The 23,589-nt window shown below is 66.6% G+C and carries 21 protein-coding genes and 1 tRNA gene; 11 read left to right on the top strand and 11 right to left on the bottom strand.

Annotated elements, in window-relative coordinates; genetic code table 11:
• Positions 1–180: 180 nt before the first annotated feature.
• The 8 genes from BM133_RS10430 to BM133_RS10395 all read right to left on the bottom strand — a co-directional run bounded on the left by BM133_RS10430 (position 181) and on the right by BM133_RS10395 (position 7,690).
• Positions 181–501, bottom strand: coding sequence for a gamma-butyrobetaine hydroxylase-like domain-containing protein (locus BM133_RS10430; protein ID WP_093433497.1), 321 nt, complete (start codon positions 499–501; stop codon positions 181–183).
• Positions 491–1,489: a HEAT repeat domain-containing protein gene (locus tag BM133_RS10425; RefSeq protein WP_093433496.1), complete on the bottom strand. Its 999-nt coding sequence runs from the start codon at positions 1,487–1,489 to the stop codon at positions 491–493. Before BM133_RS10425 ends, BM133_RS10430 begins: the two co-directional genes overlap by 11 nt.
• Before the next feature lie 7 nt (positions 1,490–1,496).
• On the bottom strand, positions 1,497–2,345 hold the full coding sequence (locus BM133_RS10420) for an ABC transporter ATP-binding protein (RefSeq protein WP_093435237.1): 849 nt from the start codon (positions 2,343–2,345) through the stop codon (positions 1,497–1,499).
• Positions 2,342–3,148, bottom strand: a complete 807-nt coding sequence (locus BM133_RS10415; RefSeq protein WP_093433494.1) for an ABC transporter permease — start codon at positions 3,146–3,148, stop codon at positions 2,342–2,344. The genes BM133_RS10420 and BM133_RS10415 overlap by 4 nt, the downstream gene beginning before the upstream one ends.
• Positions 3,149–3,461: 313 nt before the next feature.
• A complete protein-coding gene (locus BM133_RS10410) occupies positions 3,462–4,883 on the bottom strand; it encodes an ABC transporter substrate-binding protein (RefSeq protein ID WP_093433493.1) in 1,422 nt (473 codons plus the stop codon).
• Between the two features lie 40 nt (positions 4,884–4,923).
• Positions 4,924–5,157, bottom strand: coding sequence for a 4Fe-4S dicluster domain-containing protein (locus tag BM133_RS10405; protein WP_093433491.1), 234 nt, complete (start codon positions 5,155–5,157; stop codon positions 4,924–4,926).
• Positions 5,158–5,186: 29 nt separating this feature from the next.
• Entirely contained in the window at positions 5,187–6,923 is a 1,737-nt protein-coding gene (locus BM133_RS10400) for a fumarate reductase/succinate dehydrogenase flavoprotein subunit (protein WP_093433490.1), read from the bottom strand.
• Entirely contained in the window at positions 6,920–7,690 is a 771-nt protein-coding gene (locus BM133_RS10395; RefSeq protein ID WP_093433488.1) for a GntR family transcriptional regulator, read from the bottom strand. The genes BM133_RS10400 and BM133_RS10395 overlap by 4 nt, the downstream gene beginning before the upstream one ends.
• A 246-nt stretch (positions 7,691–7,936) precedes the next feature.
• Here BM133_RS10395 and BM133_RS10390 point away from each other — a divergent pair.
• The 4 genes from BM133_RS10390 (at position 7,937) to BM133_RS10375 (ending at position 10,796) form a co-directional block, all read left to right on the top strand.
• A tRNA-Gly gene (locus tag BM133_RS10390) sits at positions 7,937–8,010 on the top strand.
• Positions 8,011–8,782: 772 nt separating this feature from the next.
• Complete coding sequence (locus BM133_RS10385) at positions 8,783–9,124, top strand: hypothetical protein (RefSeq protein ID WP_256219125.1); 342 nt, start codon at positions 8,783–8,785, stop codon at positions 9,122–9,124.
• A 498-nt stretch (positions 9,125–9,622) separates the two neighbouring features.
• On the top strand, positions 9,623–9,907 hold the full coding sequence (locus BM133_RS10380; RefSeq protein ID WP_093433487.1) for a hypothetical protein: 285 nt from the start codon (positions 9,623–9,625) through the stop codon (positions 9,905–9,907).
• Between the two features lie 670 nt (positions 9,908–10,577).
• Positions 10,578–10,796: a hypothetical protein gene (locus tag BM133_RS10375; RefSeq protein ID WP_093433486.1), complete on the top strand. Its 219-nt coding sequence runs from the start codon at positions 10,578–10,580 to the stop codon at positions 10,794–10,796.
• Between the two features lie 13 nt (positions 10,797–10,809).
• On the opposite strand, the gene BM133_RS10370 is transcribed toward BM133_RS10375, so the two are convergent.
• The 3 genes from BM133_RS10370 to BM133_RS10360 form a co-directional block, all read right to left on the bottom strand.
• On the bottom strand, positions 10,810–12,381 hold the full coding sequence (locus BM133_RS10370; RefSeq protein ID WP_256219124.1) for a hybrid sensor histidine kinase/response regulator: 1,572 nt from the start codon (positions 12,379–12,381) through the stop codon (positions 10,810–10,812).
• A complete protein-coding gene (locus BM133_RS10365; RefSeq protein ID WP_093433484.1) occupies positions 12,378–13,880 on the bottom strand; it encodes an ATPase domain-containing protein in 1,503 nt (500 codons plus the stop codon). The genes BM133_RS10370 and BM133_RS10365 overlap by 4 nt, the downstream gene beginning before the upstream one ends.
• Before the next feature lie 160 nt (positions 13,881–14,040).
• Positions 14,041–14,862 (bottom strand): ferritin-like domain-containing protein, encoded by an 822-nt coding sequence (locus BM133_RS10360; protein WP_093433483.1) that lies wholly within the window; start codon positions 14,860–14,862, stop codon positions 14,041–14,043.
• 253 nt (positions 14,863–15,115) lie between these two features.
• Here BM133_RS10360 and alaS point away from each other — a divergent pair, with 253 nt between their 5' ends.
• The 7 genes from alaS to BM133_RS10325 all read left to right on the top strand — a co-directional run bounded on the left by alaS (position 15,116) and on the right by BM133_RS10325 (position 23,559).
• Positions 15,116–17,740: an alanine--tRNA ligase gene (gene alaS, locus BM133_RS10355; RefSeq protein WP_093433481.1), complete on the top strand. Its 2,625-nt coding sequence runs from the start codon at positions 15,116–15,118 to the stop codon at positions 17,738–17,740.
• Positions 17,740–18,804, top strand: a complete 1,065-nt coding sequence (locus tag BM133_RS10350) for a 2-dehydropantoate 2-reductase (protein ID WP_093433480.1) — start codon at positions 17,740–17,742, stop codon at positions 18,802–18,804. Before alaS ends, BM133_RS10350 begins: the two co-directional genes overlap by 1 nt.
• A 54-nt stretch (positions 18,805–18,858) precedes the next feature.
• The gene (locus BM133_RS10345) at positions 18,859–20,118 is read left to right on the top strand and encodes a D-amino acid dehydrogenase (protein ID WP_093433478.1); all 1,260 of its coding nucleotides are present in this window, start codon (positions 18,859–18,861) and stop codon (positions 20,116–20,118) included.
• Between the two features lie 178 nt (positions 20,119–20,296).
• On the top strand, positions 20,297–21,283 hold the full coding sequence (locus BM133_RS10340; RefSeq protein ID WP_093433477.1) for a Bug family tripartite tricarboxylate transporter substrate binding protein: 987 nt from the start codon (positions 20,297–20,299) through the stop codon (positions 21,281–21,283).
• A 7-nt stretch (positions 21,284–21,290) separates the two neighbouring features.
• Positions 21,291–22,106, top strand: a complete 816-nt coding sequence (locus BM133_RS10335) for an SDR family oxidoreductase (RefSeq protein WP_093433475.1) — start codon at positions 21,291–21,293, stop codon at positions 22,104–22,106.
• 24 nt (positions 22,107–22,130) lie between these two features.
• Positions 22,131–22,679 carry a cupin domain-containing protein gene (locus tag BM133_RS10330; RefSeq protein ID WP_093433474.1) on the top strand — a complete coding sequence of 183 codons (549 nt, stop codon included), beginning with the start codon at positions 22,131–22,133 and terminating at the stop codon, positions 22,677–22,679.
• Positions 22,680–22,686: 7 nt separating this feature from the next.
• On the top strand, positions 22,687–23,559 hold the full coding sequence (locus BM133_RS10325; protein ID WP_093433472.1) for an alpha/beta fold hydrolase: 873 nt from the start codon (positions 22,687–22,689) through the stop codon (positions 23,557–23,559).
• The last annotated feature ends 30 nt before the right edge of the window (positions 23,560–23,589 follow it).

The following is a 23,589-nucleotide window of genomic DNA, read 5'->3' as shown; positions in this document are numbered from 1 at the left end:
AATCGTCACGCTTAGTGAAGGTCAGATGTACGCACGAATCCAGCCTGCGTCGATCTTGATGTGTAGTACGCCGGTCCCCGTTTGCGAATAACTGTGGTCAGTCTGAAGCTGGCGGTAAGCGTAGCGCGCGAGTGTCGGCTTTTGATCGACCTCTGAGATACAGACCTTGGAGCGAAAAGACTATGGGGGCGGACAGGGTGTCATGGCAGATCGCACACCTTCCCCCAGCAGCCTCTTTAAAAAACCCCAAGGAAAAATCCCCCGGTCGTGCCCATCGCTGAACACGAACTGCACGCCATAGGTCCCAACTGGCTGTATGTCCGCGAGTTGCACGTCATCACCCGCATTGCCATCGCCCCCAGCCGCCCGCAGCACCTTGCAATCCGCACAAGGGCAACTGTCCCGCAGCAGCTGGTACGTGGCCAGATACCGCTCCCCGTCGCCCCAGCAAAACTCCAGCGCACCGCGCGCGCGGTGATCGACGATGGACTCAGGCGCCATGGGCCGCCTTGCCGATCTGCACGATGGCCAGCCGGGCCGATTTGCGCACTTCGGGGTCCGGGTCGTCCGCGGCAAGTTCGAGTGCGGGCAGCGCCCCTGCATCGCCGATGTCGCCCAGCGCCAGCGCGGCTTCCTTGCGCAGGTTGCTGATGCTGTGGCCCAGCGCCCTGAGCAGCGGCGTGACGCTCTCGGCACTGCGCAGCCGCCCCAGGCTGCGGGCCGCACGCAGGCGCACCTGCCAGTAGTCGTCGTTCAGCGCCACCAGCAGCGCGGCGGTCGCGGCGGGCTGCTGCAGTTTGCCGAGCGCGGTGGCGGCTTCTTCGCGCACCTGCCAGCTCGCGTCGCGCAGCGCGGTTTCCAGTGCGATGCGCGCATCTACATCGCCCGCCGCGAAGGCCAGCGCGCCCACGGCCGCGCGGCGCACTTCGTCCACCGGGTCGGAGGCGGCGAGGCCGGCCAAGGCGGGCAGGGCGGGCGCGTGCTTCAGGTAGCCGAGCACGCCGATGGCTTCTCGGCGCAGGGCGATGGCGTCGGCGGAGTCCTGCGCGGCGCGCGGCTCCTGCAGCACCGCCAGCGCGGGGCCGGCGCTGGCAGGCACACGCAGTTCGCGCAGCGCGCGCAGCACGGCGGCGCGCACCCGCGCGGGGCCGGTGCCCGCATGCGGCAGCAGCCAGGCGGCCGATGCGGGCTCCTTCAGTTCGGCCAGGCTGTGGGCGGCGGCTTCGCGCACTTGCGCATCGGGGTCGTCGAGCGCATCCGCCAGCCCTTCGACGGCGGACTGGTTCTCCATGGTTTCGAGCGCCAGCGCGGCGGCGGCGCGCACGGCCGGCGTGTCGTCGCGCAGGGCCGCGACCAGCAGCGGCGTGTGCGCCTCGTCGGACAGGTCGCCCAGGTCCATCACGGCGATGCGGCGCACTTCGGCGTCGGGCGAGGCCAGGCGTTCGGCGATGGCCTGCAGTTCGGGGTCGTCGAGAGTCGAGGGGTTCATTCTTTTTCTAGATGGCAAAGCGCAGTTGCGCAGCGGTGGGCGCACCCAGCGGCGTGAGGCGTTCGAGCGGCGCGCTGGCAGCCGCGTGCGGATGCAGCAGTTGCAGGCAGTGCCGCTTGAGCGCGGTGAATTCAGGCGAGGTGACCAGCGAGGGATCGCGCGGCCGCGCGAAGTCGAGCGCGAACTCGGCCACGATGCGGCCCGGCCGCGGCCCCATCACGAGCACCCGGTCGCCGAGGAACAGCGCCTCGTCGATGTCGTGCGTGATGAAGACGATGGTGGTGCGCACGCGCGCCCAGGCGTCGAGCAGCTGGCGCTGCATCATCAGCCGCGTCTGCGCATCGAGCGCGCCGAAGGGCTCGTCCATCAGCATCACGCGCGGGTGGTTGATGAGCACCCGCGCGATCTCCGCGCGTTGCTGCATGCCGCCCGAGAGCTGCGAGGGGTAGAAGCCCGCGAAGTCGTCCAGGCCCACGAGCCGCAGCATGTCGTGCGCGCGCGCATGGCGCTCACGGCGGCCGACGCCTTGCATCTTCAGGCCGAAGGCGACGTTGTCGAGCACCTTCTTCCAGGGGAAGAGCGTGTGGTGCTGGAAGACGAGGCCGCGGTCCGGGTGCGGTCCGCGCACCGGCTCGCCATCTACGCGGATCGCGCCGCTCGCGGGCGTCAGGTGGCCGGCCAGTGCGCCGAGCAACGTCGACTTGCCGCAGCCCGAAGGGCCGAGCAGGCAGACGAACTCGCCGGGCTCCACGTGGAGCGTGATGTCCTGCACCGCGTCGAAGGCCTGCGCGCCCGGGCCGAGGCGCACGCGCAAATCGTCGATGGCGATGCGGCCGGTCTGCACATCGGCCTTCATGCGCGTTTCTCCTGCACCGCGCGCCATGGCATCAGCGACTGGCCGATCCATCGCACCAGCGCGCTGCTGCCCATGCCGAGCACGCCGATGAGGAGCATGCCCACCACGATGTCGGCGTAGTTCTGGATCGTGTACGACATCCACGTGTAGTAGCCGATGCCGAACTGGCCCGAGATCATTTCGGCCGTGACCAGGCAGAACCACGCGGTGCCCATGCCGATGGCAAGGCCCGTGACGACGCTCGGCAGCGCGCCCGGCAGGATCACCTCGCGGAACACCGCGAGGCGGCCCGCGCCCAGGCTGCGCGCCGAGGCGACGAGGCGCGCATCCACCGCCTCCACGCCGTGCACGGTGTTGAGCAGCACCGGGAACAGCGCGCCGACGAAAGTGATGAAGACCATCGACGCCTCCGACGACGGAAACATCAGGATGGCCAGCGGAATCCACGCCACGGCGGGGATGGGACGCAGCACTTCGAGCGGCGGCAGCAGCGTGTCTTCGGCCCAGCGGGCGCGGCCGATCGCGAGGCCCAGCGCCACGCCAGCGACAGCGGCAAGCCCGAAGCCGATGAACACGCGGCGAAGGCTTGCCGACAGGTGCTGCAGCACCAGCGGCGACTGCACCAGCGCCCACGCGGACTCGGCCACCTCGCGCGGCGGTGGCACGTTCTGGAAGGTGATGAAGCCCAGGTTCATGCGCTGCCGCGTGGCAAGGTGCCATGCGAGCACGCACAGGAGCAGCGCGGCGATGCGCCACGTGGCGCGGGGTAGGGCGCGCAGGCTGCTATGGAGGGAGCTGGTCATTGGTGACCTTTTGAGCTTTGGTATGTTTTGCGACCAGCCAACACAAACCGTTCGGGCTGAGCCTGTCGAAGCCTCGCGCAGCGCTTCGACAAGCTCAGCGTGAACGGATTGTTTGTTCTCGGCGGATTGTTTGTTCTCGGACGCAACTTGCAGGGAGGGCGAACGTCACGGTATGTTTTGCGACCAGGCAACACAAACCGTTCGGACTGAGCTTGTCGAAGCCGCGCGCAGCGCTTCGACAAGCTCAGCGTGAACGGATGGCTTTTTGCGGACGCAACTTGTGTGGATGTGAACATCGCGAACGGATGAGGCGTCAGCCGGCCAGCGCGGCGCGCACGCCGGCGAAGTCCTGCACCTTGCCGCCGTGCTTCGCGGCCCAGCCCTCGGCCTGGTCCTTGAGCAGGAAGGCATCGACCTCGCCCTTGGCGCCGAGCACGAACCACGCATCGGACGCCAGCAGCTTGTTGCCGCTGTTGCGGTCCTGCGCATAGACCACGCGCGCCTTCTTGCCAGCCTTCTCGATCTTCTGCAGGTCGCCCAGCGCGTTCTCGGGCGAGGCGTAGTGGCGCACGAGCGGCTCGCCGGCCACCCAGACCTGGGCCACGCGGCTCACGTCGGTGATCGGCTTGCCCGTCGATGCGTCCTTCGCCACCAGCGGGGCGCGGGCGTAGTTCTTCAGTTGCTTGTCGTAGTCCAGGCCCGCTTCCTGGAAGGCGATGCGGATGTAGCCGTCCTGCACGAAGGCATTGGCGTCGATGTCGTTGTCGGTGCGCTTCAAGAGGCGCAGCGTGTCGAGCGATGTCTTCACCGCCTGGCGGTACTCGGGCTTCCAGCTCAGGTCGCGCGTCTGCAGGCCGAGCGGGCCGTGAAAGAGGTAGTTGACCTCCGCCTCGATGCCCGTGACCTTGGCGATCAACTCGCTGTACTTCTCGGGCTCGGCGGCCACGAGGCGGTCGGCTTCCAGCGCGGCGCGCAGGTACGCGGTGACGACCTCGGGGTACTTCTTCGCGTACTCCTCATCGACCAGGCTGCCGTGGAAGGTGGGCGCATTGGCCTGCGAGCCGTCGTAGATCTTGCGGGCGAAGCCGCGGTATGGAAAGAGTTCGGCGAAGGGCACGAAGTCCGCATGCGCCTCGACCTTGCCGGCCTGCAGCGCGGGGCCGGCCACCTCGGGCGCCTGCGTGGTGATGTTCACGTCCTTCAACGGGTCCCAGCCCTGCGCCTGCACGGCGCGCAGCAGCATGCCGTGCGAGGTCGAGGCGAAGGGCACCGAGATGGTCTTGCCCTTGAGTTCGGCGAGCGACTGCACCTTCGAATCCTTCGGCACGACGATGCCGTTGCCGCTGCCGGTCGTGCTGCCCGAAAGCACGGTGATGAAGAGGCTCTTGCGCCCCGCCTTCTGGAACGCCGCGCCGTTGAAGCTGCCCGGAAAGTCGGCCATCGAGCCGAGGTCCAGCTTGCCCGCGACCATTTCGTTGGTCAGCGGCGCGCCGGAGGTGAAGTTCTTCCACTCGATCTGGTACTGCGCGTCCTTGTACTTGCCGGTGCGCGGGAGGTACTTGTCGAGCAGCTTCAGCTCGCGGATGAGGAGGCCGCCGGTGGCGCAGTTGATGGTGGTGTCCTGCGTGCCGATGGCGATGCGGATGGTCTCGGCCTGCGCGGCCGAAACCGCCGACAGGGCCAGCATCAGGCCGAGGGTTGCGCCCCACAGGGACAGTGTTCTCTGGGTCTTCATCGTGGTTGCTCCGGGTTGAAATGCGGGGAGGGCGCGCGGCTCAGCGCAGCAGGTAGGGGATGTCGACGGTGACTGCGCCGGTGGGGCAGTCTTTCTCGCAGGGCATGCAGTACCAGCACTCGTCGAACTTCATGTAGGCCTTGCCCTTGCTGAGGTCGATGGCGAGCACGTCGAGCGGGCACACGTCCACGCAGACGGTGCAGCCCTTGTGGGCGATGCACTTGTCGTCGTCGATGCGCACGGGCACGCTGGTGGGGTTGAAGGCGAGGGGCATGTGGGGTTCTCTTTTTTTATGGGGCGGTGTCAGGCCGCGACCGGATCGCGCACCGTGGCGGGCACGCGCAGGTGCTGATAGGCCGACATCTCATGCGCATCGAGCGGCACGATGTACGGATCGACGGGGCGCTTGAAGCTCACCATCGCATCGCCCTGTTTTTGCAGCTGCGTGTGGCAGAACCAGTCGCGGTCGTTGCGCTCGGGAAAGTCCACGCGGTGGTGGTACAGGCCCCAGCGGCTCTCGGTGCGGTAGAGCGAGGCGCGCGCGGCCATCTCGGCGCAGTCGCGGATGGCGTGCACTTCCATCGCGCGCATCAGCTCGTGCGGGCCGGGGGCGGCGAGCTGTTCGAGGTCTTCGTGGATCTGCTCGAAGCGCGAGAGGCCGATCTCCATCTTGCGCGTGACCTTGGGCGGCTGCAGGTAGTCGTTGACCATGCGGCGCAGCTTGTATTCGACCTGCGCGGGTGGCAGGCCTCCGCTGCGAAGGAGCGGGGCGCTGACGCGGGCGTGCTCGCGCGCGACCTGTTCTTCGTCGAGCGCGGGCAGCTCGGTCTCCGCGCAATGCCGCGCCGCGCTTTCACCGGCGAGGCGGCCGTAGACGAAGGCGCCGAGCATGTAGTTGTGCGGCACGCAGGCCAGGTCGCCGGCCGCGTGCAGGCCCGGCACGGTCGTGCGCGCGTGCTCGTCCACCCACACGCCCGAGGCCGAGTGGCCGCTGCACAGGCCGATCTCGGAGATGTGCATCTCCACCATCTGCTCGCGGTAGTCGGTGCCGCGCCCTGCATGAAAGCGCCCGCGGCTGGGGCGCTCGTTGGTGTGCAGGATCTGCTCGATGGTGGCGATGGTCTCCTCGGCCAGGTGGCTCAGCTTGAGGAACACCGGGCCATTGCCGCCCTGCAGTTCGTTGTAGAACTCCATCATCATCTGGCCGCTCCAGTAGTCGCACTCGATAAAGCGCTCGCCCTTGTTGTTGGTGGTGTGGCCGCCGAAGGGGCCGGTCACGTAGGCGCAGGCGGGGCCGTTGTAGTCCTTGATGAGCGGGTTGATCTGGAAGCACTCGATGCCCGAGAGCTCCGCGCCCGCGTGGTAGGCCATGCTGTAGCCGTCGCCCGCGTTGGTCGGGTTCTCGTAGGTGCCGAAGAGGTAGCCCGACGCAGGCAGGCCCAGCCGGCCGGCCGCGCCCGTGGCCAGCACCACCGACTTCGCGCGGATCACGTGGAACTCGGCGGTGCGGCAATCGAAGGCCATCGCGCCCGCGATGTTGCCATCGGGTGCCGTGAGCAGGCGCGTGACCACCAGGCGCTGCGACATCTCCACGCGCGTGCGCTTCAGGCGCCTGTACAGCACGTTCTTGATGTTGTGGCCCTCGGGCATCGGCAGCACGTAGGTGCCCATGTGGTGGACCTTGCGCATCGCGTAGTCGCCGGTCTCGTCCTTCTCGAACTTGACGCCCCAGCGGTCCAGCTCCTCGATCATCGAATAGCTGTTGCGCGCATAGGCCATCACCGTCTTCTGGTTGACGATGCCGTCGTTGGCGGTGGTGATCTCTTTCACGTACTGCTCGGGCGTGGCGAAGCCGGGCACGACCGCGTTGTTCAGGCCGTCCATCCCCATCGAGATGGCGCCGCTGCGCTTGACGTTGGCCTTTTCGAGCAGCAGTACTTCGAGCTTGGGGTTGGCTTCTTTCGCCTTGACGGCTGCCATCGGGCCGGCCGTGCCGCCGCCGATGACCAGCACGTCGACGGTGCGGGTGAGGATGTTCATGGGGTGGCCTTCGTGGGGTGGCTGCGCGCGATGCGGAGGCGATGCTGGAAGGCATCGCCGCGGAAATAGAGGTCTTCGAAATCCAGCGGCGCGCCCTCGGCCGTGTGCGTGAGGCGCTCGACGCGCAGTACGGCGGTGCCTTCGGGCACGCTCAATGCGCGGGAGAGCACTTCGTCGGCGAGCATCGCGTCGATCTGCAAATCGGCGTGGCCGAGCGCGATGCCGTAGTCGTTCTCCAGGATCAGGAAGATGTCGCGGCCCGCGAGATCCGCCTGCCGCAGCCGCTCGCCGATGGCGTGCGGGAGATAGGTCACTTCGTAGGACACCGGGGCGCGGTTGAGGTGCCGCACGCGCTTGATCTGCGCGACCGGCGTGCCCTCGGCCAGGCCCAGTTGCTTGGCGACGCGGGGCGATGCAGGCACGGTCTTGTGGCTGGTGACCTGGTTGCGGATCTCGTAGCCCATGCGGCCCATCGATTCGGCAAAACCTTCGAGCTGGCCAAGCTGCTGGAACGCCTTGGGCTTGGCGACGAAGGTGCCCTTGCCAGGAATCTTGAAGATCAGGTTCTCGCGTTGCAGGTCGCTGAGCGCCTGGCGCACCGTGATGCGGCTGACCTTGAAGAGCGCGACCATCTCGCTTTCGGAGGGCAGCTGCGCGTGCGGTGCGTAGGTGCCATCGAGGATGCGCTCGCGCAGCGTTTCACGCACCTGCGTGTAGAGCGGAACGGGAGAAAAGGCGATGGGCTCTAGCGCCTTGGTGGAAGACATGCGGCTGACCTGTTATGACCGGTTGAGTGAGGCCGGATGCTAGGCAGGGGCGCATCTTTCGTTAACGAACGAAAACGTGCTTCGATATGCGGAAAGTGATGTGGGGTGTAGAGACGGCGGAATGGCAGAGCGTCATTGGCTGCACGCATCTCATCCGACAGGGGGCTCGGGGTCGAGCGCCCTTCGTTCCTCTGTAGAATCGCGCGCTTGGGTCGACAACGCGTTTGAAATCAACGGGTTGCAAATGCGGGTGTAGTTCAATGGCAGAACGGCAGCTTCCCAAGCTTCATACGAGGGTTCGATTCCCTTCACCCGCTCCATCTCCATCGATCCCCGGAAGCATTCCCCCCTTTTTTCAGACGTGACACGGCACAAGCCGTGTGCGGGGCTTGGCTACGTCGAGGTGCCCCTGCCGCGCAAAAAAGAAGCCCGCACGCGGCGGGCTGAATGGCCCGTACTTGCGCGGGGGCCGGAGGGAGGAGCCCGCCGCAGGACGCGACGGGCGGAACAATGATGTGCCCCGAAATGGGAGATTTCTGGGAGGAATCGTCAGGGCAAAAAAATACCCGCCGAAGCGGGTTCGAGGAGCCCTTGCAGGGCGCTCTAAGGACGAAACAGAGAGCTCTTCTTTTAATGCGGCCCTGTTGCGTGACAGCCCCTCGATCGTCGATGGGGTGGCTGCAATCGGCTGTAAGCCAAAATTAGGCTGTCGGCGTAGGACACACTTAAAAACGTGAAGTATTTGGCAGCCCGCGAACGTTGCTGCCTGGCAATGGCGCTTGAAGTGTCGGTCTCGTCTTACAGGACAGGCCTGCGCGAAGCCCTAGATTTTGCGGACTCGCTTCGAAGTGCGAGTTCTCTGTGTGTGACAGCACTGAAAGAGATTCAACCCAGCCTGGTGCTGGGTTTTTTTTGCCAGCGCCGTTCTTGGGCTGTGAATTAATGCCACTTCATGCCATGAAGTTTGTGTAATTGTGTCTTGTTGTGCCTTATGTCGCAGGCCAACCATTCCCAATGTACGGATCGCTGCAGCACACTCTTCGCAACAAAAAGAGGTGTCTCATGGGAGCTATGGCTGAACTGTCACCTGAGGTGGACACATTCCTGTGCCGCTTCAGTATTCCAATCCGGCTCGACGAAGAGCGATTCCAGTACTTCCCCGTGGTGGGGGTTTTTCGCAGCATGCCGTTCGATCAGGTCGATCGATGGGTGATGCGGCCCGACGGCCGGCCGCGCACCGATCGCGATCTGGCTGCCGAAGTTCTTGTCGAGTTGCGCCGGCCGCTCGGCTCCACGGGCAAGACGGCCTTGCTCCAGTTCGGTATCACCGAAGTGCTCGAAGTGGATCGGGCCGCGGCCATCATCGTGGCGACGTTCCTGTCCGAGCTTCCGCGTGGGGCGGAGCGGGAACTCGCAAGCGAACTCGCGGGCTAGGACCGTTCGGCCAATGAAAAAGCCCGCACGAGGCGGGCTTTGGAATGTGGTCGTGAACTCTCACGCGGTTCACGTTACGGCAAATGTTCAATTGCGGAAGCCACCTGTTGTTTTTCTCGTCGTAGTGACTTCGACGCGCCGGTGTGAGATTCGGCTTGCCTGGCCAGGCAACACCCAGAGCAAATCTGAGTGAGGCGCGATTGTACCAGACGACGTTTTTGTGCCCGGCAAGGAACGGAATTCGGGACAAATCCAAATATTTTTCATCGGGTGCCGCTTTTGCAGGCACCGTGTTGCAGGCCACGCCAGGCAACGATCCTGAACTCTTCACACATGGTTTTCCACAACATTGTCCCCATTGAAAATGGAAAACCTGACATGGCCATGTGCTAGGTAAAGCAGTTGTTGCACAAACCGGGGTAGGCGCGCGCTGACAGACTTCAAGGGGCTCGCAGGAGGAACATCTCCAGACCGCACTCTTGCGGCAAGGAGCATGAAATGACCTTCGACTTCTTGTTTCGTCCCAGCCATACCGCCTACCTCAAAAGGGCTTCGGCATTGCTGGAGGAAGCGCAGATGGCGCGCATCGAGCACCAGGCAGCCGCGGAGCATCACAGCGCATTGGCGCGGATGTATGCCGAGCGCGTCCGGCGGCTCGAGAGCGAGCTCTACCGGCAACCGCGTGGCGCGGAGCACGGGCCTGCCGATGTCCTTGCCGAGGATCGGCCGCAGTTGTATTCGCTGGACGGCACCCGCAAGCCGGGTTTGACGTCGGCGACTTGAGCGCCTGCTGAGGCACGCAAGTCGGCTGTCTCTATCCCGGACATGAATATTGCCAAACCTATGGCATGGGCAAACACGGCACCATCAGGATTCACTGTTGGAGAGCCGTATGAAGATGTTGAGAAAAGTCGTTGGCGGAGCCATTTCGTTGGCGGGCGCCGTGGTGATCGTTGTGCAGCACCTTTGAAGGAAGGCGCGAGCGGCAAAAAAAGAACCCGCCGAAGCGGGTCAATGATCGGTTCGATCAGGAAGACTGTCGGTTTTACGACAGTCCTTTGGTTATGCCACGCACCTTTCCGCACCGGGGAGGACCGCAGGCGATCAACTCGGCGAAATGTGACGTAGTGCCCATGCGGGCAAGCCAGAACGAATGCAGATGTGTTTGCAGCGTCGGTTGGACATCGCGAATGACTTTTGGCACTGGTGAGTGGTCCGGCATCGCACTAGCCTTGTTACCCGGATTACAGGGGACAGGCGACTGGTTTTCAGTTCGGCTTAAGGTTGGAGAACGATACTGAATCTTGACGGTCTTCCGGCGTTGGTAGAGGTTGCTTCTGCACCCGCATTTGCACCCGCTCTTTGCAGCGGTTCCTCGAGGCTGAAGGTCGTCAAGATTTCTTTCTCCGTGCCTGACGCGACACCTGTTGTTCGTCCAGGACCCTCAAGAAGCATGCGCCACTCGCTGTTGCACTACCTCTCCACGCAGCAATTGCCCGCCACCGTCGCAGGTGCCCAGGGCATTGCCGCCGTCCAGGCCCTGCTGCTGGAAGGCTGCGTGAAGGCCATTCTTCCGCAGTTCCGTTCCCCCGAGACCGACGTACCTGTAGCAACGGTGACCGAGCTCACCCGGCTCGGCCACCGCGCGCTGCGCCGGTTCAGCGGCGCCTGAAATTCCCCTTCGGCTAGCGTTGCGCCAGCCGCCGCAACGCCATCGACAGTTCCTCCATATCGACGGGTTTCAGCAAGTGATGGTCGAATCCGGCCTGGGCAATGCGCACCCTGTCGTCCGGTTGGCCCCAGCCCGTCAGTGCGATCAGCGTCATCCCGCTGTGCGCCGGGTCGGCCCGAAGCCTGCGGGCAAGTTCGCAGCCATCCATTCCGGGCATGCCGATGTCCAGGATCGCCAACGAAGGACGAAAACCGTCTGCCGTCTTCAGCGCTTCGGTGCCGCTGAACGCCACGGCGGTGCGTGCCCCGAGGAGGCCCAGCAGCGCCGCCAGCGACTCTGCCGCGTCGCGGTTGTCGTCGACGACCAGGATGCTGTGCCGCGCGATGGCTGCTTCGGTGGAGGGTGCGGCGCGCTTCTCGCTCCCTGCCTCGTGCGCGATCGACAACGGCAGCCTCACCACGAATTCGCTGCCCTGGCCGAGCCCGCCGCTCTTCGCGGTGACCGTGCCGCGGTGCAGTTCCACCAGGCTCTTCACCAGCGTGAGCCCGATGCCCAGGCCCCCCTGGGCCGCCCGGGCGGTACCGCTCACCTGCACGAACATGTCGAAGATCGACGCCAGCATGTCCGGCGGGAGGCCGGCGCCGTTGTCGCGGATGCGGACCACTGCATTCGTGCCCTCGCGCTCGACGAACACGTCGATCCGGCCGCCCTCGGGCGTGTACTTGGCCGCGTTGTTCAGGAGGTTCGAGAACACCTGCGTGAGCCGCACGCCATCGCCTTCCACGGCCAGGGAAGCATCGGGTGCATGCACCTGCAGCCGATGCCGGCCCGCGTCCATCAGCGGCCGGCTGAGTTCCATGGCATCGCGGATCACCTGATCGACCATCAGCTCGCCGAGCTGGAGTTCGATCTTCCCGCGGGTGATGCGCGACACCTCCATCAGGTCGTTCACGAGCCGCACCATGTGCTCGAGCTGGCGGCCCATGAGCTGGTAGTAAGGCAGTGCGGCTTCGGGCGTGAGCGTCTTGCGCGTGAGGATGGCGAGCGCCGTGCTCAGCGGTGCCATCGGGTTGCGAAGCTCGTGTGCCAGCGTGGCGAGGAACTCGGTCTTGCGCTTGTCGGCCTCGCCCAGGTCGTCCAGGATGCGGCGCAGTTCGTACTGCCGCCGCCGGGCCCGCAAGGCGCTTCGCAATGCGCTGACCAGCGCCGCCACGCGGATCGGCCGCTCCAGCACCGTGACATTGGCCATGCCCTCCATGGCCACGGCGACGGCGCGCGAATCGGCCCCTTGCTTGGCCAGCACCAGCACCGGCAGGTCCGACCAGGGCGGCTGCATCGACACTGCGCCGGACAGGTCGGCGGTATCGTTGCCCGAGAGCATTTCCTCGGACACCAGCACGGCGCCCGCGCCCTGGCCGATCTCGAGCACCAACTCGTGCAGCGTGGCGCAGACCCGGGTGGCGATGCCGGCGCGTTCGAGCACGGCCGTCGCCATCACGGCGTCCTTCGAGGTTGCCGTCCTGAGCAGGACGCGCAATTGCGGGTCTTCGTGCGTGATCGTGGTGGTGATCGTGTTCGTCGTCACGGCGGGGTGGCGGTGACGCCATCGATGGGCACCGGAATGCCGCTCAGGATGCCCCGGAAGCGGCGCAGGGGCTCACCCACGTGCAGCCCGCTGCCGTCCATCGAGAAGTCGCGGATGGTCCGCTCGTGCGCGCTGCCGCGTTTCTTGAGCACCGAGATGGCTTGCCGGACCTCGCCCTCGAATTCGAAGTAGCGCAGCAGAACTACCGCGTCCGCGAGATAGCTGGCATCGACCGGCGTCTGCATCTGCATGCCGATCAGCCCGTGCTGCGCGCCGACCAGCAGCGTGGCCACGCCGGCCTGCCCGAGGTAGGTCAGCAGTTCGTGCAGCTGGACGATGAGAAAGCGCTCGTCAGGCATGGCGTTGAGATAGCCGTTCAGGCTGTCGATGACGACGATCTTCGCGGCATGCTCGGTCACGGCCAGGCGGATCTCGTGGACCAGTTCGCCCGGCGAGAGCTCGGCGGGGTCGACCTGCTTGATGCGCAGGTGTCCCGACGCGAGGTACGGTTCCAGGTCCATCCCCAAGCCGGCGCAGCGCGTGCGCAGCGTGTTGACGCTCTCGTCGAAGATGAAAAGCGCGGCGCATTCGCCCCGCCGGGCAGCGGCAACGGCGAACTGCACGGCCACCGACGATTTGCCGGTGCCCGGTGCGCCCACGAAGAGGGTGCTCGTTCCCTTCTCCAGGCCGCCCCCGAGCAGGTCGTCCAGTTCCGCGATGCCGCTGGGCATCTTGATCAGCGGTCCGCTGGTCGCGTGTTCGGAGGCCACCAGCCGCGGAAACACCTGCAGGCCCCCGCGATGGATCTTGTAGTCGTGAAAGCCCCCGCGATACGGCTGGCCGCGGTACTTGACGACCAGGAGGCGCCGCCGCGCCGAGCCGTAGTCGGAATTGAGCTGTTCGAGCCGCAACACGGCGTGCGCGATGCTCTGCACCTGCAGGTCGTGCTGCGTGGCGGTCATGTCGTCCAGCAGCAGCACGGTGCATTGCCGGCCCGCGAAGAATTGCTTCAACGCCAGGATCTGCCGGCGGTACCGCAGCGACGTGCCCGACAGCAGCCGCAACTCGGACAGCGAGTCGAAGACGATGCGGGACGGCTTGAGCGCATCCACGTCGCTGAGGATGCGCAGCGTGGTTTCGCTCAACTCCACCTCCGAGGGATGGAACATCGTGTACTGCTCTTCGGGCTGGAGGCTGTCCTGCGCGGGGAGCATCTCGCGCACGTGGATGCCCGAGAGGTCCCAGCCGTGGGAGTTGGCGACGCCTCGCAATTCGTTCTCGGTTTCCGAGAGCGTGACGTACAGGACCGATTCGCCCCGCTGCGCGCCCTCGAGCAGGAACTGCAGCGCGATGGTCGTCTTGCCGGCGCCCGGCGTTCCCTCCACCAGGTAGAGGCGGTTGGGTTCCAGGCCCCCGCCCAGCACATCGTCCAGCCCCGGGACGCCGATGCCCAACAGCTTGCCTTGCCGTCCCCCGAGGCGTGATGCCTTGGCCTCCATCGTTGTTGCTCCATGAAAAATTCGGATACCAAATTCAATCATGCGAGCGCGAAAAACCCATGCAGGACAAGGCCGGAAAAATGGCCCATCCCTTGTCGGCGGGAACCGATTTTTCCCGTGATGCCCAGGGGAAGGAAGACGGTGCGACGCCCCGAGGCGCCTAACGCAGGAACACGTGCTGCATGAACTGCTTGATCGGGTACTGGATCACCGTCTGCACCCGGGCCGGCAGTTCCAGCGGCCGCATCAGCATCTTGAGCGTGCTGCCGGCACTCAGGTTGGTGCGGATGGTGCTGTTCATGCGCGCGCTCAGCTGCTGCACATAGGCCGTGTCGTGGGCGCGATGGGGCGACCGGGCCTTCACGACGTGGCGGATCGCGCAGTCCGCGTCCTCGCTCTTGAGCTCCAGCGTGCGCCGGCCGAGGGTGCCGATCACGCGGAAGCGGCTGAGCTTTTCCTGCTCGCGGTAACGGCGGAAAAAACGGTAGAAGTGCTTGTAGTGGTTGACCTCGTCCGTCGCGATGCGGGTGGCCAGGTCGTGCAGCACGGGCTCGTCGGTGGCGCGGGCCATGGCACGGTAGTAGGTGGCGGTGCCGGTCTCGACCACGCAGCGCGCGGTCATCTCCAGGGCGCGGGTGGGGGCGAGCAGCTCGACCTTGCAGTAGGTCGCGTACTCCTCCAGAAATCCGCGGTAGGCCGCGTCCCACTCGAATTCGGGCCACACGTGGCGCACGTAGGCGCGCAGGGCCTGGCCGTGCTGCAGTTCCTCGGGCTCCCAGTAGTTGGAGAGCCACTCGGTGACTTCGTCGTCGCCGCGGAAGAAATCCACCAGGTTGTGCGTGTACAGGTCCGAGCCGCTTTCGATGAACGAGGCGGAGGTCACGAGGTAGAAAAGATTCTCGTCCGGGCGCACCTTGTCGAGCGCGATGCGCGAGAAATCGAGGTCCTCGATCTTCCAGTGTTCGGCCTCAAGACCTGCCATGCGGACTCCTTGATTCATGTTGTGCATATGAATAGGACGGAGCCCGCTGCGTTTGGTTCGGCCGCGCGGGCTCCAGGCGCATATTAGCCGCGGCGTCCCGATCATGCAGTTTGCCCTGGGGGCCGGCCGGGCTCCATGGGCAAACCTATAATCGTTTGTTCAAGCAAATCAAGCAGTTAGGCCGGCTCAACGCAGTGGTTTCGACACGAGGTCGCCATCGCCGGGCCACCTCGACAGAAGACGAAATCCAAAGATGAGCCAGCCCACATTCACGGTCGCGGACATCCGCAAGACCTTTCTCGATTTCTTCGCCTCCAAGGGCCACACGGTGGTGCCCTCCAGTTCGCTGGTGCCGGGCAACGACCCGACGCTCATGTTCACCAACTCGGGCATGGTCCAGTTCAAGGACGTGTTCCTTGGCGAAGACAAGCGCAACTACGTGCGCGCCGCCTCGGTCCAGGCGTGCCTTCGCGCCGGCGGCAAGCACAACGACCTGGAGAACGTGGGCTACACCGCGCGTCACCACACCTTCTTCGAGATGCTGGGCAACTGGAGCTTCGGCGACTACTTCAAGCGCGAATCGCTCACCTGGGCCTTCGAGCTGCTCACCAAGGTCTACAAGCTGCCGGCCGAGAAGCTCTGGGCCACCGTCTACATCGAGGACGACGAGGCCTACGACATCTGGACGAAAGAGATCGGCCTGCCGCCCGAGCGCGTCGTGCGCATCGGCGACAACAAGGGCGGCCGCTACATGTCCGATAACTTCTGGATGATGGCCGACACGGGCCCCTGCGGCCCGTGCTCCGAAATCTTCTTCGACCACGGCCCCGAGATCCCCGGCGGCCCGCCCGGCAGCCCCGATGAAGACGGCGACCGCTACATCGAGATCTGGAACAACGTGTTCATGCAGTTCGACATGCAGCCCGACGGTTCGGTCAAGAAGCTGCCCGCGCCCTGCGTGGACACCGGCATGGGCCTGGAGCGCCTGGCCGCGATCCTGCAGCACGTGCACAGCAACTACGAGATCGACATCTTCGACGCGCTCATCAAGGCCGCCGGCCGCGAGACCGGCACGCAAGACCTGTCGAACAACTCGCTGCGCGTGATCGCCGACCACATCCGCGCCACCTCGTTCCTGGTGGCCGATGGCGTGATTCCCTCGAACGAAGGCCGCGGCTACGTGCAGCGCCGCATCATCCGCCGCGCGATTCGCCACGGCTACAAGCTGGGCCAGAAGAAGCCGTTCTTCCACAAGATGGTGCCCGACCTCGTGAAGCTGATGGGCGATGCGTATCCCAAGCTCAAGGCAGACGAGAAGCGGATTATCGACACGCTCAAGACCGAGGAAGAGCGCTTCTTCGAGACGCTCGCCAACGGCATGGAAATCCTCGATGCGGCCCTGGCCGGCGGCGCCAAGACGCTGCCGGGCGAAGTCGCCTTCAAGCTGCACGACACCTTCGGCTTCCCGCTCGACCTGTCGGCCGACGTGTGCCGCGAGCGTGGCGTGAGCGTGGACGAGGCCGGCTTCAACGTCGCCATGGAAAAGCAGAAGGCCGCGGGCCGCGCGGGCGGCAAGTTCAAGATGGACCGCAACGTCGAATACACGGGCGCGGGCAACACCTTCACCGGCTATGAGCACCTGGAGGAGAGCGCCAAAGTGGTGGCGTTGTACTTCGAAGGCGCCGCGGTGAACGAACTGAAAGAAGGCCAGCCGGGCATCGTGGTGCTCGACACCACGCCTTTCTATGCCGAGAGCGGCGGCCAGGTTGGCGACCAGGGCGTGCTGGCCGCCGAAGGCGTGCAGTTCGGCGTGGACGATACGCAGAAGATCAAGGCCGACGTGTTCGGCCACCACGGCGCGCAGACGCAAGGCACCCTCAAGGTCGGCGATGCGGTCAAGGCCGCGGTCGATGGCGAGCGCCGCAACGCGACCATGCGCAACCACTCGGTCACCCACCTGATGCACAAGGCCCTGCGCGAAGTGCTCGGCGACCACGTGCAGCAGAAGGGCTCGCTGGTCGATGCCGACAAGACGCGCTTCGACTTCGCGCACAACGCGCCCGTGACGCACGACCAGATCCTGGAGATCGAGAAGCGCGTGAACGCCGAAGTCCTCGCCAACGTCGCCACGCAGGCGCGCGTGATGGACATGGAATCGGCCCAGAAGACCGGCGCGATGATGCTGTTCGGCGAGAAGTACGGCGAGACCGTGCGCGTGCTGGACATCGGCACCAGCCGCGAACTGTGCGGCGGCACCCACGTGGGCCGCACCGGCGACATCGGCCTCTTCAAGATCGTGAGCGAAGGCGGCGTGGCCGCCGGCGTGCGCCGCATCGAGGCGGTCACGGGCGCCAACGCGCTCTCGTACCTGCAAGACCTCGAAGCTACCGTGCAGAGCGTGGCCGCCACGCTCAAGGCGCCGACTGCCGAACTGCAGGGCCGCCTCACGCAGGTGCTGGAGCAGGTGAGGGCGCTGGAGCGCGAGGTGGGTTCGCTCAAGGGCAAGCTCGCGTCGTCCAAGGGCGACGAGCTCATCGCAGAGGCGGTGGACGTCAACGGCATCAAGGTGCTCGCGGCCAAGCTCGACGGCGCCGATGCCAAGACGCTGCGCGACACCATGGACAAGCTGAAAGACAAGCTCAAGACCGCCATCATCGTGCTGGCCGCCGTCGATGGCGACAAGGTGCAGATCGCGGCCGGCGTCACCGCCGACACCGTGGGCAAGGCCAAGGCCGGCGAGCTGGTCAACTTCGTGGCGCAGCAAGTGGGCGGCAAGGGCGGCGGCAAGGCCGACATGGCCATGGCCGGCGGCACCGATGCGGCGGGCGTGCCCGCCGCGCTGAAGTCGGTTCAGGGCTGGGTCGCGGAACGCGTCTGATGACGCAAGCGCTGCCCGGCGAAAAGTCTGGCGCGCCTCCGGGCGAAAAGCCTGGCGCGCCTCCCGGCGAGGTGCTCGTGATGGGCGCGGGCACCATCGGCTGCTACATCGGCGGCCGGCTCGCCGCCGCGGGCGTGCCCGTCACTTTCGTCGGACGCTCGCGCGTGCTGCAGAAGCTCGCGAAGCACGGCCTCACGCTCAGCGACCTGGACGGCGCGAAGCACCACATCCTGCCTTCGGCGCTGCGCCTGTGCGAGCAGGTGCCTGCCGGCGCCCGGCCCGCGCTGGTGCTCCTTTGCGTGAAGAGCGGCGCCACCGCCCAGGCGGCGGGCGAGGTGGCTTTCTCGCTGCCCGCGGGCACCACCGTCGTCTCGTTGCAGAACGGCATCTCCAACAGCGCCGCTGCGTCGCAGGCCGGCCCGTCGCTCAACGTGCTGCCGGGCATGGTGCCGTACAACGTGGCCGAGATCGGCGAGGGCGTCTTCCATCGCGGCACGCCCGGCCGGCTCGCCGCGAAGGACGACGCGGCGCTGCGCCCGTGGCTGCCCGTGTTCGAGCGCGCCGGCGTGCCGCTGGACCTGCATCAAGACCTGCTGCCGGTGCAGTGGGGCAAGCTGCTGCTGAACCTCAACAACCCGGTCAACGCGCTGTCGGGATTGCCGCTGCGCGAGGAGCTGATGCATCGCGGCTACCGCCAATGCTTCGCGGCGCTCATCGACGAGACGCTGGGGGTGCTGGGCGTGAGCGGCATCGTGCCGGCGCAGGTGGCCGCTGTGCCGGCGCAGCGGTTGTCCAGCCTGCTGCGGCTGCCCGACTGGCTCTTTCGCATCGTCGCGGCGCGCATGCTGCGCATCGATGCCAAGGCGCGCTCCAGCATGGCCGACGACCTCGCACTGGGCCGCCGCACGGAGATCGATGCGCTCAGCGGCGAGGTCGTGCGCCTCGCGCAGGAGCACGGCCTGAGCGCGCCGCGCAATGCGCGCATGGTCGCGCTGCTCGAGGCCTGGCCGCAACGGCCGGAGCGCTGGCCGGCACGCCAATTGCAGGACGCTCTCGGCCTGTAGCGCTTAGCCTGTACCCTCGGGCCCGTTGCGGCCCACAAGAAAGAGGGAGTTCTCATGCAGGTCCTGATTCTCGGCAGCGGTGTCATCGGCACCTCGGTGGCGTACTACCTGGCACGCGCCGGCCATGAGGTGACGGTGCTGGAGCGGCAGCCCGCACCCGCGCTCGAAACCAGCTTCGGCAACGCGGGCGAGGTGTCGCCCGGCTACTCGGCGCCCTGGGCCGGGCCCGGCGTGCCGGTGAAGGCCATCAAGTGGATGCTGATGCAGCACAGCCCGCTGGTCGTCAAGCCCATGCTCGATCCGGCGATGTGGCGCTGGGGCCTCTCGATGCTGCGCAACTGCACGCAGGCGCGCTACGAACTCAACAAGGGCCGCATGGTGCGGCTGGCCGAATACAGCCGCGATTGCTTGAAGGCCCTGCGCGCCGACACGGGCATCCAGTACGACGAGCGCATGCAGGGCACGCTGCAGCTCTTTCGCACGCAGCAGCAGCTGGACGGCACCGCGAAGGACGTCGAGGTGCTCAAGGCCTCCGGCGTGCCCTACCAGGTGCTCGACCGCGAAGGCTGCCTGCCCTACGAGCCCGCGCTCGCGGCGGTGAAGGAGAAGTTCGTCGGCGGCCTGCGCCTGCCGGGCGACGAGACGGGCGACTGCTTTAAGTTCACGCAGGCACTGGCCAGGCTGGCGGAGGCCGCGGGCGTGACCTTTCGCTTCGGCGTGAACATCCAGGCCATCGAGCACGACGCCGCGAAGGGCGTGACCGCGGTGCGCACCGACAAGGGCAAATTCACCGCCGATCGCTACGTGGTCGCGCTCGGCAGCTACTCGCCCGCGCTGGTCAGGCCGCTGGGCATCGACCTGCCGGTGTACCCGGTCAAGGGCTTCTCGATCACCGTGCCGATCACCGACGCGGACGGCGCGCCCGAATCCACCGTGATGGACGAGACCTTCAAGGTCGCGGTCACCCGCCTGGGCGACCGCATCCGGGTGGGCGGCACGGCACAGCTCTCGGGCTTCGACCTCGCGCTCAATCCGCGCCGGCGCGACACGCTCGAACACGTCGTGACCGATCTCTTCCCCAAGGGTGGCAACGTGCGCGACGCCTCTTTCTGGACCGGCCTGCGCCCGATGACGCCCGACGGCACGCCGGTCGTCGGCGCCACGCGCATCCCCAACCTGATGCTGAGCACCGGCCACGGCACGCTCGGCTGGACCATGGCTGCCGGCACCGGCCGCGTGATGGCCGACCTCATCGCCGGAAAGGCGCCGGAGATCGACATGGAAGGCCTGACCGTGGCGCGCTACGGCGGATAGCAGGCACGACACCCATCCCCGAGCAGGGCGGTCCGAAAGGGCCGCCCTGTTTTACGTTGGGTTGCGACATCTAGGGTTTCTACTTAGTCCCGAAGTTGTCTTCGTGATTATCCTTCGTGCGTTCCATTAATAAATCGTTGTTTCTTTAGTGAAACAAAACGCCGACCACGACGGACCCATGAAACACACTCGCCGCCTTGCCATCGCCGCCGCCATGTCCCTGGCCGCCGCCTGCGCCACCGGGCTCGCCTGGGCGCAGAGCTACCCTGCCAAGCCGATCACGCTGGTCGTCGCCTATCCGGCGGGTGGCGACACCGATGCGCTGGCGCGGCTCTTCGCCGAGAAGCTCTCGGCGCGGGTGGGGCAGCCGGTGGTGGTCGACAACCGCCCGGGCGCCAGCGGCATCATCGGCAGCGGCTTCGTCTCGAAGGCGGCGCCCGACGGCTACACGCTGCTGCTCGCACCCAGCACCTTCTCGATCGCGCAACTGGTTCTGAAGACCAACGGCGCTTCCGGCTACGACGTGCTCGCCGGCTTCACGCCGATCGTGCAGACCGGCAGCCAGCCGCTCTTCCTGGTGGCGAGCGGTGGCAGCGGCATCGCCACCGCGAAGGACGCGGTCGCCGCCGCGAAGGGCGCCGGCAAATCGCTCTCGTACGCGAGCCCGGGCAGCGGCTCGCCGATGCACATCCTGGGCGAGATGTTCGCCCGCGCCTCGGGCGCCAACCTCGCGCACGTGCCCTACAAGGGTGTGGCCCCGGCGGTCAACGACGTGCTGGGCGGCCATGTGCCCGTCACCTTCATCACGCTCGGCCCGGTGGCGCCGTACTTCGCCAACGGCAAGCTCAAGCCGCTGGCCGTGGCTTCGAGCCAGCGCTCGCCGCTCGCGCCCAATGTGCCCACGCTCGCCGAGCTGGGCTACAAGGACGTCGAGGTGGTCGCCTGGAACGGCCTCTGGGGTCCGCGCAACCTCTCGCCCGAGATCGTGAAGACGCTCAATGGCCACTTCAACGAGATCCTCAAGATGCCCGACATCGTCGCCCGCATGGCCGTGCTGGGCACCACGCCGGTGGGCGGCGATGCCGACGTGCTCGGCAAGACCAATGCCGCCGACTACGTGCGCTTCGGCAAGGTCATCAAGGAGCTCGGCATCCAGGCCGACTGAACACGACATGACCGAACTCAAAGCCACTCCCGATCCATCGAGCCTGCAGTCGCTGCTGGCCGAGCTGCCCGCCAACCTGCTGGCGGGACGCCGCGTGCTCGTGACCGGCGGCGCGCGGGGCCTGGGCCTCGCGTTCGCGCAGTGCATCGCCGCGGCAGGCGCGAGCGTGGTGCTGGCCGACATCCTCGGCGAACTGGCCGAAACCGAAGCGAAGGCGCTGCGCGATGCGGGCCACAAGGCGCATGCGCTCACCGTCGACCTGTCGGACCCGGCCTCCATCGATGCCTGTGCCGGCGAAGCGATCCATTTGCTCGGCGGCCTCGACGGCCTGGTCAACAACGCCGCCATCACCAACTCGGGCGGCCGCGATGCGCACCAGCTCGAGATCGACATGTGGGACCGCGTCATGAACGTCAACGTGCGCGGCACCTGGCTCATGGGCCGCGCCTGCCGCGGCGCGCTGGCCGAGAGCGGCCGCGGCGCGGTCGTCAACCTCGCCTCCGACACCGCCCTCTGGGGCGCGCCCAACCTGCTGGCCTACGCCTCGAGCAAGGGCGCGGTCATCTCCATGACGCGCTCGCTGGCGCGCGAATGGGGCGGCGACAACATCACCGTCAACGCCGTGGCGCCGGGCCTCACGCTGGTCGAGGCGACCGAGTACGTGCCGATGGCGCGCCACCAGAAATACCTCGAAGGCCGCGCCATCCCGCGGGAGCAGCAGGCGGCCGATGTCTGCGGCGCCACGCTGTACCTGCTTTCCGGCCTCTCGCGCTTCGTGACGGGCCAGTTGCTGGCCGTCAACGGCGGCTTTGCGATGCACTAACTTTTCCTACGAAGGAGTTTCCCGATGAGCGATTTGTCCGAACAGCAAAAGATCGACCCCGCCGCCGGCACCAGCCTGGCGCGCCCCGAAGGCACCAGCCTCGAAGCGTGGATGACCAGCCGCGTCGCGCGCTACGAAACGCGCAAGTACGACTGGGACGCGCTGAAGTTCCAGGCCGATCTGGACCCCAAGTTCCGCCGCGCGCAGATGCGCTACGTGGGCACGGGCGGCACCGGCGTCGCGAGCGATTCGAACACCGTGGCCGCCGAGCACTTCACCTTCTCGACCATGGTCATCCCGGCCGGCCACGAAGGCCCGCCGCACCTGCACACCGACGTGGAAGAAGTGTTCTTCCTGATCCGCGGCAAGCTCAAGGTGGTGATCGAGCAGAACGGCGAGCGCTACGAAACCATCCTCACCGACCGCGACCTGATCTCGGTGCCGCCCGGCGTGTACCGTGAAGAAATCAACATCGGCGACGAAGACGCGCTGATGTGCGTGATGCTGGGCTCCAAGACGCCCGTGCGCCCGACGTACCCCGCGGACCATCCGCTCGCCAAGATCAAGCGCTGAGCAAGCCATGAGCGACGCCATCGCCACCGACGCACTGACCCTGCCGGCTTCCGAGCTGGCGCTGCTGGACGACCGTTTTCCGGCACGCGACGTGCCGGTCGGCGGCGGCGCGGTGGTGTCGGTGCGCGAATGCGGCGCGGGGCCCGCCATCGTGTGTCTGCATGGCATCGGTTCGGGCGCGGCCTCGTGGCTCAACGCCGCGATGCTGCTTGCGCCGCAGGCCCGCGTGATCGCCTGGGATGCGCCGGGCTACGGTGCATCGACGCCGCTCGCGCCCGCCGCGCCACGGGCTGCGGACTATGCCGGCCGCCTGCACGCCTTGCTCGATGCGCTCGACATCCAGTCGTGCGTGCTCGTGGGCCATTCGCTCGGCGCGCTCACTGCGGGCGCGGCCGCGCGCAAGGATTCGGTCCTGGCCTCGCGCATCCGCCGCCTCGTGCTGATCAGCCCGGCCGCCGGCTATGGCGCACCGTCGCGTACGGAAGCCCGCGCCAAGGTGCGCACCGAACGTCTGGCCGTGCTCGACGAACTCGGCATCGCCGGCATGGCCGCGAAGCGCTCGGGCCGCCTGGTCTCTGACAACGCCAGCGAACTCGCGCGCCGGTGGGTGCGCTGGAACATGGCGCGCCTGAACGACGGCGGTTACCGCCAGGCCGTCGAATTACTGTGCAACGGCGATCTCATCGCCGACCTGCCGCCCGCGATGCCGGTGCGCGTGGCCTGTGGCACGCTCGATGTCGTCACCACGCCCGAGGCCTGCGCCGAAGTCGCGCGCGGCTGCGGGGTGACGCTGGAACCCATCGAAGGCGCCGGGCACGCCAGCTACGTGGAGCGGCCCGAGGCCGTCGCCGCGCTGCTGCGCGAAGCACTCGCTGCCTGAGCAGGCCACCGCAAAACATCCAACGGAAAA

Origin of the sequence: Variovorax sp. 770b2 (assembly GCF_900115685.1) — a bacterium.
Taxonomy (GTDB): domain Bacteria; phylum Pseudomonadota; class Gammaproteobacteria; order Burkholderiales; family Burkholderiaceae_C; genus Variovorax.
The sequence above is the reverse complement of the archived record's forward strand: the minus strand, read 5'-3'. Positions and strand labels throughout refer to the sequence as shown.

Coding starts and splice junctions, on each gene's coding strand:
- BM133_RS10360 (WP_093433483.1), bottom strand. CDS start 14,862: ATGGCAGGTCTTGAGGCCGAACACTGGAAGATCGAGGACCTCGATTTC.
- BM133_RS10345 (WP_093433478.1), top strand. CDS start 18,859: ATGCAGGTCCTGATTCTCGGCAGCGGTGTCATCGGCACCTCGGTGGCG.
- BM133_RS10350 (WP_093433480.1), top strand. CDS start 17,740: ATGACGCAAGCGCTGCCCGGCGAAAAGTCTGGCGCGCCTCCGGGCGAA.
- BM133_RS10375 (WP_093433486.1), top strand. CDS start 10,578: ATGCGCCACTCGCTGTTGCACTACCTCTCCACGCAGCAATTGCCCGCC.
- BM133_RS10420 (WP_093435237.1), bottom strand. CDS start 2,345: ATGAAGGCCGATGTGCAGACCGGCCGCATCGCCATCGACGATTTGCGC.
- BM133_RS10340 (WP_093433477.1), top strand. CDS start 20,297: ATGAAACACACTCGCCGCCTTGCCATCGCCGCCGCCATGTCCCTGGCC.
- BM133_RS10380 (WP_093433487.1), top strand. CDS start 9,623: ATGACCTTCGACTTCTTGTTTCGTCCCAGCCATACCGCCTACCTCAAA.
- BM133_RS10430 (WP_093433497.1), bottom strand. CDS start 501: ATGGCGCCTGAGTCCATCGTCGATCACCGCGCGCGCGGTGCGCTGGAG.
- BM133_RS10400 (WP_093433490.1), bottom strand. CDS start 6,923: ATGAACATCCTCACCCGCACCGTCGACGTGCTGGTCATCGGCGGCGGC.
- BM133_RS10425 (WP_093433496.1), bottom strand. CDS start 1,489: ATGAACCCCTCGACTCTCGACGACCCCGAACTGCAGGCCATCGCCGAA.
- BM133_RS10325 (WP_093433472.1), top strand. CDS start 22,687: ATGAGCGACGCCATCGCCACCGACGCACTGACCCTGCCGGCTTCCGAG.
- BM133_RS10335 (WP_093433475.1), top strand. CDS start 21,291: ATGACCGAACTCAAAGCCACTCCCGATCCATCGAGCCTGCAGTCGCTG.
- BM133_RS10365 (WP_093433484.1), bottom strand. CDS start 13,880: ATGGAGGCCAAGGCATCACGCCTCGGGGGACGGCAAGGCAAGCTGTTG.
- BM133_RS10395 (WP_093433488.1), bottom strand. CDS start 7,690: ATGTCTTCCACCAAGGCGCTAGAGCCCATCGCCTTTTCTCCCGTTCCG.
- BM133_RS10330 (WP_093433474.1), top strand. CDS start 22,131: ATGAGCGATTTGTCCGAACAGCAAAAGATCGACCCCGCCGCCGGCACC.
- alaS (WP_093433481.1), top strand. CDS start 15,116: ATGAGCCAGCCCACATTCACGGTCGCGGACATCCGCAAGACCTTTCTC.
- BM133_RS10410 (WP_093433493.1), bottom strand. CDS start 4,883: ATGAAGACCCAGAGAACACTGTCCCTGTGGGGCGCAACCCTCGGCCTG.
- BM133_RS10405 (WP_093433491.1), bottom strand. CDS start 5,157: ATGCCCCTCGCCTTCAACCCCACCAGCGTGCCCGTGCGCATCGACGAC.
- BM133_RS10415 (WP_093433494.1), bottom strand. CDS start 3,148: ATGACCAGCTCCCTCCATAGCAGCCTGCGCGCCCTACCCCGCGCCACG.